This window comes from Escherichia sp. KCJ4928 (assembly GCF_004352695.1).
Taxonomy (GTDB): Bacteria; Pseudomonadota; Gammaproteobacteria; order Enterobacterales; family Enterobacteriaceae; genus ECMA0423.
Genome location: NZ_SJWV01000180.1, coordinates 1 through 8,054, shown reverse-complemented (window position 1 = coordinate 8,054; position 8,054 = coordinate 1). Strand labels below are relative to the sequence as shown.

6 protein-coding genes are annotated in these 8,054 nt (G+C 55.4%); all 6 read right to left on the bottom strand.

Translation table 11 applies throughout. From position 1 onward, the window contains the following. Positions 1-143: 143 nt before the first annotated feature. The 6 genes from kdpE to kdpF are packed head-to-tail and all read right to left on the bottom strand — an operon-like array spanning position 144 to position 7,909. Entirely contained in the window at positions 144-821 is a 678-nt protein-coding gene (gene kdpE / locus E0D98_RS19305; RefSeq protein WP_000186103.1) for a two-component system response regulator KdpE, read from the bottom strand. Beyond that, positions 818-3,502 carry a two-component system sensor histidine kinase KdpD gene (gene kdpD, locus E0D98_RS19300; protein WP_001356143.1) on the bottom strand — a complete coding sequence of 895 codons (2,685 nt, stop codon included), beginning with the start codon at positions 3,500-3,502 and terminating at the stop codon, positions 818-820. Before kdpD ends, kdpE begins: the two co-directional genes overlap by 4 nt. Beyond that, positions 3,495-4,067 (bottom strand): K(+)-transporting ATPase subunit C, encoded by a 573-nt coding sequence (gene kdpC, locus E0D98_RS19295; RefSeq protein ID WP_001344323.1) that lies wholly within the window; start codon positions 4,065-4,067, stop codon positions 3,495-3,497. The genes kdpD and kdpC overlap by 8 nt, the downstream gene beginning before the upstream one ends. 8 nt (positions 4,068-4,075) lie before the next feature. After that, entirely contained in the window at positions 4,076-6,124 is a 2,049-nt protein-coding gene (kdpB, locus tag E0D98_RS19290) for a potassium-transporting ATPase subunit KdpB (RefSeq protein WP_000087970.1), read from the bottom strand. Between the two features lie 22 nt (positions 6,125-6,146). Then, positions 6,147-7,820: a potassium-transporting ATPase subunit KdpA gene (kdpA, locus tag E0D98_RS19285; RefSeq protein ID WP_050877264.1), complete on the bottom strand. Its 1,674-nt coding sequence runs from the start codon at positions 7,818-7,820 to the stop codon at positions 6,147-6,149. After that, positions 7,820-7,909, bottom strand: coding sequence for a K(+)-transporting ATPase subunit F (kdpF, locus tag E0D98_RS19280; RefSeq protein WP_001272653.1), 90 nt, complete (start codon positions 7,907-7,909; stop codon positions 7,820-7,822). The genes kdpA and kdpF overlap by 1 nt, the downstream gene beginning before the upstream one ends. Between the last annotated feature and the right edge of the window lie 145 nt (positions 7,910-8,054).

The following is an 8,054-nucleotide window of genomic DNA, read 5'->3' as shown; positions in this document are numbered from 1 at the left end:
TATTAGATGCTGTTTTGTTATTTAAATGTTGTAATTTTGTGTTTTATATTTGCGTTAAGAAATTAAACCTGCCAAATAATAATATTTTTGGCAGGTTTAATAATAAATTAATAATTATTTAAGCGCATTTATTGAATAAACATTCATGGCATAAACCGATACCCAATACCGGTTTCAGTAATGAAATGGCGGGGGCGAGCGGGATCCTGTTCCAGTTTTTGTCGCAGATGTCCCATATAAATACGCAAATAGTGACTGTGTTCGACCGCGTTTGGCCCCCACACCTGATTGAGTAACTGGCGCTGGGTGAGCACTTTCCCGGCATTATTCAGCAGCACCGCCAGCAGGCGGAACTCAATCGGCGTGAGATGCACCTCTTCCTCACCCCGGTGAATCACGCGGGCGGCTAAATCGACGGTAACATCGGAAAATTTCACCAGCGGATCGGGCGCGGCGGTGGCGGAGTGGCGGCGTAAAGCGACGCGCAGACGGGCCTGCAATTCGCCAATGCCAAACGGCTTACTCAGATAATCATCCGCTCCGGCATCCAGCGCGGCGATTTTGTCGCTCTCTTCGCTGCGTGCGGAAAGCACAATCACCGGCACCGCGCTCCACTGGCGCAGGTCGCGGATAAACTCAATCCCATCACCATCGGGCAGGCCGAGATCGAGAATAATCAAATCTGGCTTACGGGTAGCCGCTTCCAGCAAGCCGCGTTGCAGCGTTTCGGCCTCATAGACGCGCATCCCGTCGCCCTCCAGCGCCGTGCGCAGAAAGCGACGAATAGCCTGTTCATCTTCAACAATCAGAACGTTTGTCACATATCCTCATGAAAGTCTTCAAGTTCAGGAGCGGTTTGCTGGGGAAGTGTAACACGAAAACAGGCACCACCTTCCGGTCGGTTGAACGCGGTAATAGTGCCCCCGTGTACATCCACTATCGCCCGACAAATTGCCAGTCCAAGCCCTACCCCCGGTACTGCCGACTCTTTATTCCCGCGAGCAAACTTATCAAATATCGTCTGCTCCTGGCCTGGCGGAAGACCGGGGCCGTTATCCCAGACATCCAGTTGTAGATTTTCGCCCTCAACGTGGGCATCGATACCAATTTCGGCCTGCGCACCCGCATATTTCACCGCGTTCTCCAGCAGATTAATCAGCACCCGTTCAAAGAGTGGCCCGTCAACGTGGATTAAGGTCAGCGGTTCTGGCAGAGAAAGATTGATGGGCGACGATAAACCCGGTTCCAGCATTTGCAGCGCGCTGCCGACTACTTCTTCCAGCGTTAACCACTCTTTCTTCAAATTAAAGCCGCCGGACTGAATTCGCGCCATATCCAGTAGATTATTCACCAGTCGGGTAGTGTTCAGCACATGCTGACGAATCTCGCTGGCCTGGCGGGCGTGGGGCGATCCTTCGCTTGCCAGATCGAGCGTTAAGATTTCTGCCTGACCAAACAGCACCGTAAGCGGCGTGCGTAAATCATGCGAAAGCGCCGCCAGCAGGGCGTTGCGGATCTGTTCACGTTCGCTTGCCATCCGCGCCTGTTCTTCACTGGCGGTCAGCGTCAGCCGCTCAAACGCATTGGCGACTAACAGCGTAAACGTCTCTAGCAGGCGCTGCTGCTCCGGGATCATCAACTGACGCAGATTCCCCGGTTCCACCACCACCAGTCCGTAGGTTTTCTCGCCGCTTTTTAGCGGCAAAATCTGGTACGGCACGCCGGGTAACGTGTCGGTGCCCGCACCCGCAGGCAGGCCTTTATCAAAACTCCACTGCGCGATGGCATCGTCCCATGGCGTCATTCCTTGCGGATGTGTTAACGGCTGCAATTTACCGTTGTCATCGGGCAACAACACCTGACTGCGGGCATGAAACGTGGAGGCAATAAATTGTTCGCTGGTGGCGGCGATGTCCTGCGGACTGCGGCCCACCGCCAGAGCTTTCGACATTTCATATAAGTGCCGTGTGCGTTGCTCGCGGTAACGGGCTACCCGCGCCTGATAACGCACACCCGCAGTAAGGTTCCCGATCACCAGCCCGACGGTTAACATCACCGCGAAGGTCAGCAGATATTGCACATCAGAGACAGCGAGCGTGCCGCGTGGGGCGATAAAAAAGAGATCGAAACTCACCACATTAATGACGGTAGCAACCACCGAAGGCCAGCGTCCATAAAATAGCGCCACCACCACCACGCCAAGCAGATACAGCATCACCAGGTTGGCGGCATCAAACGCCATCAGCCACTGCATGGCAATTAAAGTGATAACGGCGCATAACGCGGCGGCAACCACGCATCCCTGAATCTGTACCCGCCACTTGTCTTTAAAAGAGCGGCTATCCGGCGCGTTGTTAATCGTGCGGGCGGGTGGTTCATCAAGCGCGACCAGCACCTGATCGAGATCGGGGGCGATGCGCGCCAGTCGGTCAGCAAACGTTTCCCGACGCCACCAGCGGCGCGAGGCCGGGCGACCGAGAATAATCTTGCCGAGATTATGTTCACGGGCATAACGCACTACTGCTTTTTCTTCCGCTGGATCAGAAAGTGTAGCCGTCTCCGCGCCCAGCTCCTGCGCCAGACGTAAGGCGCTGAGAATTGCCCGACGTTTTTTTTCCGGTAAGCGATGCAGGGCAGGGGTTTCAACATACACCGCGTGCCAGACGCTACCCAGGCGCGAGGCCAACCGCGCCGCCGCGCGGACCAGTTTCTCACTGCCGGTGTTATGCCCGATGCATAAAAGGATCGCGTCGCGCGTGTGCCACACTTTCTCTTCACCAGGATGCCCCCGCCAGGCGCGCATTTGCTCATCTACGCGATCGGCAGTACGGCGCAGTGCCAGTTCACGCAGGGCGATCAGATTGCCTTTGCGGAAAAAATGTTCAATGGCGCGCTCCGCCTGCCCGGCAATATAGACTTTGCCTTCTTTCAGCCGCTGGCGCAGATCGTCCGGGGGCAAGTCCACCAGCACTACGTCGTCGGCGGCATCGAAAAAAGGATCGGGCACGGTTTCCCGTACCTGAATTCCGGTGACGCCGCTGACCACATCATTCAGGCTTTCCAGATGTTGAACGTTGACGGTAGTAAAAACATCAATGCCTGCTTCCAGCAGCTCTTCAATATCCTGCCAGCGTTTGGGATGACGAGAACCAGGCGCATTACTGTGCGCCAGTTCGTCCATTAAGATCAGCGCCGGACGGCGGGCGAGGGCGGCATCGAGATCAAACTCGCTGATATGCCGCCCACGGTACGCCAGGCGTTTTGGCGGCAGAACAGCCAGCCCTTCCAGCATGGCGGCGGTATCTTTCCGCCCGTGGGTTTCTACCACGCCAACCACAATATCCAGCCCTTGCGCCCGCAGTCGCTGGGCTTCTGCCAGCATCGCCCAGGTCTTCCCGACGCCTGCGCAGGCACCGAAGAAAACTTTCAGCTTCCCCCGATGCGGCGCGGCAGTTTGTTCCAGCAGACGATCGGGGTCGGGACGTAAGGGTTCGTTATTCATCAAGTTTATCCAGCGCCAGATTGAGTTTGACAATGTTGACGACCGGCTGGCCGATATATTTCACCAGTGGTTGTTGGCTGTATTTTGCGATCAGTTGCGTGAGCTGTTCAACGCTGAGATTACGCGCTTTCGCGATGCGTGGGATCTGCCAGGCCGCCGCTTGCGGGGTGATATTATTGTCCAGCCCGCTTGCCGATGCCGTCACCAGTTCAACCGGAATGCTCGCGCTGGCATCCGGGTTAGCGGCCCGTAATGCAGCAACGCGTGCGGCTATTAGTTTATCCAGCTCAGGGTTACTGACCGCCAGATTGCTCCCGCCAGAAGCCTGTGGATTATAGGGCATTTCTGCCGTTGCCGACGGGCGACCATGAAAATAGCCGTTGCCGGTAAAATTCTGCCCGATTAATGCCGAACCCCGCACTGTATCACCTTCACGGATCAACGAACCGTTGGCCTGCCAGGGAAACCACCATTGCCCCAGCACGGTGGTCAGCAGCGGGTAAACGCCGCCAGTAATCAATAACAGAAAGATAAATGTCGATAATGCCGGACGTAATCCACGCATGGTAAACCTCACACCAGACCGCAAACGGTCAGCAGTAAATCAATGACTTTGATACCAATAAACGGCACCAGCAGCCCACCCAGACCGTAAATCCATAAGTTACGGCGCAACATGGCAGAAGCGGTAAGCGGTTTATAACTCACGCCTTTTAACGCCAGAGGAATCAAAAAGACGATAATCAAGGCGTTGAAAATGACCGCACTGAGAATGGCGGAGTCGGGCGAATGAAGGCGCATGATGTTCAGCGCATTTAACTGCGGATACGTTGCCGCGAACGCCGCCGGAATAATGGCGAAGTATTTCGCCACATCGTTGGCAATGCTGAAGGTGGTCAGCGAGCCACGGGTCATCAGCATCTGTTTGCCAATATGTACCACCTCGATCAACTTGGTCGGGTTAGAGTCGAGATCGACCATATTGCCCGCTTCTTTCGCCGCCTGAGTACCGGAGTTCATCGCCACCGCGACATCTGCCTGCGCCAGCGCCGGAGCATCGTTGGTGCCGTCGCCGGTCATCGCCACCAAACGGCCTTCCGCCTGATACTGACGAATCAATGCCAGCTTGGCCTCCGGTGTCGCTTCGGCGAGAAAATCATCGACGCCCGCTTCCGCAGCAATGGCGGCGGCAGTCAGACGGTTATCGCCGGTAATCATCACCGTTTTAATGCCCATTTGGCGCAGTTGCGCGAAGCGCTCTTTAATACCGCCTTTGACGATATCTTTCAGCGCAATAACGCCCAGCACACGAGAACCTTCCACCACCACCAGCGGCGTGGCTCCCTGACGCGCAACCTGATCGACTTTTTGATCAACATCGGTAGGGAAGTGACCACCGTTAGCCTCAACATGGCGACGAATGGCATCGACAGAACCTTTACGGATCATGCGGTTGTCGATGTTGATCCCGCTCATCCGGCTTTGCGCAGTAAACGGTACAAAGGTGGCATGGAGCGACTGCACATCGCGCTCGCGCAGGTTAAAACGCTGCTTGGCGAGGATCACAATACTGCGGCCTTCCGGCGTTTCATCAGCCAGCGAAGCCAGTTGTGCGGCGTCAGCCAGCGTTTTTTCATCCACGCCCTGCGCGGGGATAAACTCCGACGCCTGACGGTTACCGAGTGTGATGGTGCCGGTTTTATCCAGTAGCAGAACGTCAACGTCACCTGCCGCTTCAACTGCACGTCCGCTGGTGGCAATCACATTCGCGCCTAGCATCCGGCTCATCCCGGCGACGCCGATCGCTGACAACAGGCCGCCAATAGTGGTTGGGATCAGACAGACCAGCAGCGCCACCAGTACCGTTACACTCACGGCATTACCGCCCCACGCGGAAAACGGCCACAGCGTGGCGGTTGCCAGTAAAAAGACGATGGTCAGAGCAATCAGCAGGATAGTCAGGGCAATCTCGTTCGGTGTTTTGCGTCGCTGTGCGCCTTCCACCATCGCGATCATCCGATCCAGAAATGTCTCACCGGGGTTAACGCTACACTCAATCACCAGCCAGTCAGAAAGAATACGCGTGCCGCCGGTGACGGAGGCAAAATCGCCGCCGGATTCACGGATCACCGGTGCCGATTCCCCGGTGATGGCGCTTTCATCGACCGATGCGCCGCCTTCAATGACTTCACCATCGCAGGGGATAATATCGCCAGCTTCTACCAGCACGATGTCACCTTTACGCAGTTGATCGGCAGGAACTTTGTCCGCCGCAGCGCCATATTTCGGCTCACGCAGCTTGCGGGCAAAGGCAGTTTTTTTCACCCCTTTAAGACTGTTGGCCTGCGCTTTACTGCGGCCTTCTGCCAGCGCCTCGGCGAAATTAGCGAACAGTACGGTGACCCACAGCCAGCCGCTAATTGCCGCGCTAAACAGCGCATTGCCAGGCATCGCACCGCTTGCCATCGCGATGCTAATACAGGTGGTCAGCAGACTGCCGATCCAGACGATAAACATCACCGGATTGCGCCATTGCGCCTGCGGGTTTAATTTTTTCACCGCTTCTTTCAGCGCCTGAACGACAAGTGTTGGTTCGAATAGCGCCAGTTGTTTACGACTCATATTCAGTGCTCACTCAATATCATCAGGAGAGATATTCCGCCACCGGACCAAGCGCCAGGGCAGGGATAAAGGTCAGTGCGCCAACCAGCAACACGGTGCCGATTAACAGGCCAACAAACAGCGGGCCGTGCGTTGGCAGCGTGCCGGAGCTGGCGGGTTGGCTCTTTTTACTCACCAGCGAACCGGCAATTGCCATCACCGGGATAATCACCCCGAAGCGACCGACAAACATGCAGAACGCCAGTAAACAGTTCCAGAACGGGGAGTTGGCGCTTAATCCGGCAAAGGCGCTGCCGTTGTTGTTAGCGGCGGATGACACGGCGTACAGCACTTCGCTAAAACCATGCGGGCCAGGGTTGAGCATGGCGCTACGTCCGGCGTCGGTCATCATTGCCAGCGCCGCGCCCATCAGCACCAGCGTCGGGGTAACCAGAATCGCCAGTGCAGTCAGTTTCATCTCGCGTACGTCGATTTTTTTACCCAGATATTCCGGTGTACGACCAATCATCAGCCCGGCAATAAACACCGCCAGCAGGACAAACAGCATCATGCCGTAAAGACCAGAACCGACACCGCCGAACACCACTTCACCAATTTGCATCAGCCACATCGGCACCATGCCACCGAGAGCGGTAAACGAATCATGCATCGCAATCACCGCGCCACAGGAAGCCGCCGTAGTCACGACCGCAAACAGGCTACTGACCAGCACGCCGAAACGGCTCTCTTTACCTTCCATATTGATGCTGCTGTCTGCGCCGAGCGCCAGCAGATGAGGATTACCCTGAACTTCTGCCCACATCACCACGCCTACGCAGATGACAAAAATCACTGACATCGCCCACAGCAACATGCGCCCCTGGCGGCGATCGCCCGTCACTTCACCAAAGGCAAAGCACAGCGCCGTTGGGATCAAGAAGATCACCAGCATCTGCACGAAGTTGGTCAGTGCGGTTGGGTTTTCAAACGGATGCGACGAGTTGGCATTAAAGAAGCCACCGCCGTTAGTACCGAGCATCTTGATCGCTTCCTGAGAAGCTACAGGCCCCATGGGTAACAGCTGTTGCGCTCCTTCAACGGTATTCACAGCCTGATAAGGCTGAAAGTTTTGCAGCGCACCTTGTTGAATAAAAAACAGTGCGATCAACAACGCCACAGGGACGAGCACCCATAACGTGATGCGTAGCAGATCGACCCAGGCATTCCCGAGTGTGCTCATGCTCTGGCGGGTAAACGCACGGATGAGGGCAAAAATCACCGCAATCCCGCTGGCGGCAGAAAGAAAGTTTTGCACCGTTAAGCCAGCCATCTGGCTGAAATAGCTCAACGTGGTTTCACCGCTGTAAGATTGCCAGTTGGTATTCGTGACAAAGCTGACGGCGGTATTCAGCGCCAGATCCCACGACAGCCCCGGCAACTGCTGTGGATTAAGCGGCAGATAGTGCTGACCGAGCAACATAAAAAACAGCACCGCCAGCCCCAGCATGTTCAGGCCGAGAATGGCACAAAGATATTGCTTCCAGTTCATCTCACGGTCAGAGACGCCAAGTGCGCGAAAAAGTACGCGCTCAACGCCCGTTGTACCGGGAAGAGGAATGTCATTAATCAGCCGCGCCAGCCCGCTGCCTAAAGGACGCGCCAGCACCATTAACACCAGTAAAAACGTGGCGATCAGTAAGAACCCTTGCGCAGCCATCAGAACGCCTCCGCATTGATCAGGGCATAAACCAGATAACCCAGTAATAAAAACACCAGCAATACGCCGGTTATCACGCCTGCACTCACAGTGCACCTCCAGTGGCCTAAAAGTGATACCGGAAGGGTAGAATTCTGGCTGCAAAGATTTCGCAAAAATCTGCGGGCGGGGTGTAAAAAAAGTATAAAAATGGCAAAAGCCATGATTTAACTAATGTTTAGTATTAATTTAACT

What these genes read in the sequence shown, in the direction of transcription:
- kdpD (WP_001356143.1), bottom strand. Translation starts at nt 3,502, where the DNA reads ATGAATAACGAACCCTTACGTCCCGACCCCGATCGTCTGCTGGAACAA.
- kdpC (WP_001344323.1), bottom strand. Translation starts at nt 4,067, where the DNA reads ATGCGTGGATTACGTCCGGCATTATCGACATTTATCTTTCTGTTATTG.
- kdpB (WP_000087970.1), bottom strand. Translation starts at nt 6,124, where the DNA reads ATGAGTCGTAAACAACTGGCGCTATTCGAACCAACACTTGTCGTTCAG.
- kdpA (WP_050877264.1), bottom strand. Translation starts at nt 7,820, where the DNA reads ATGGCTGCGCAAGGGTTCTTACTGATCGCCACGTTTTTACTGGTGTTA.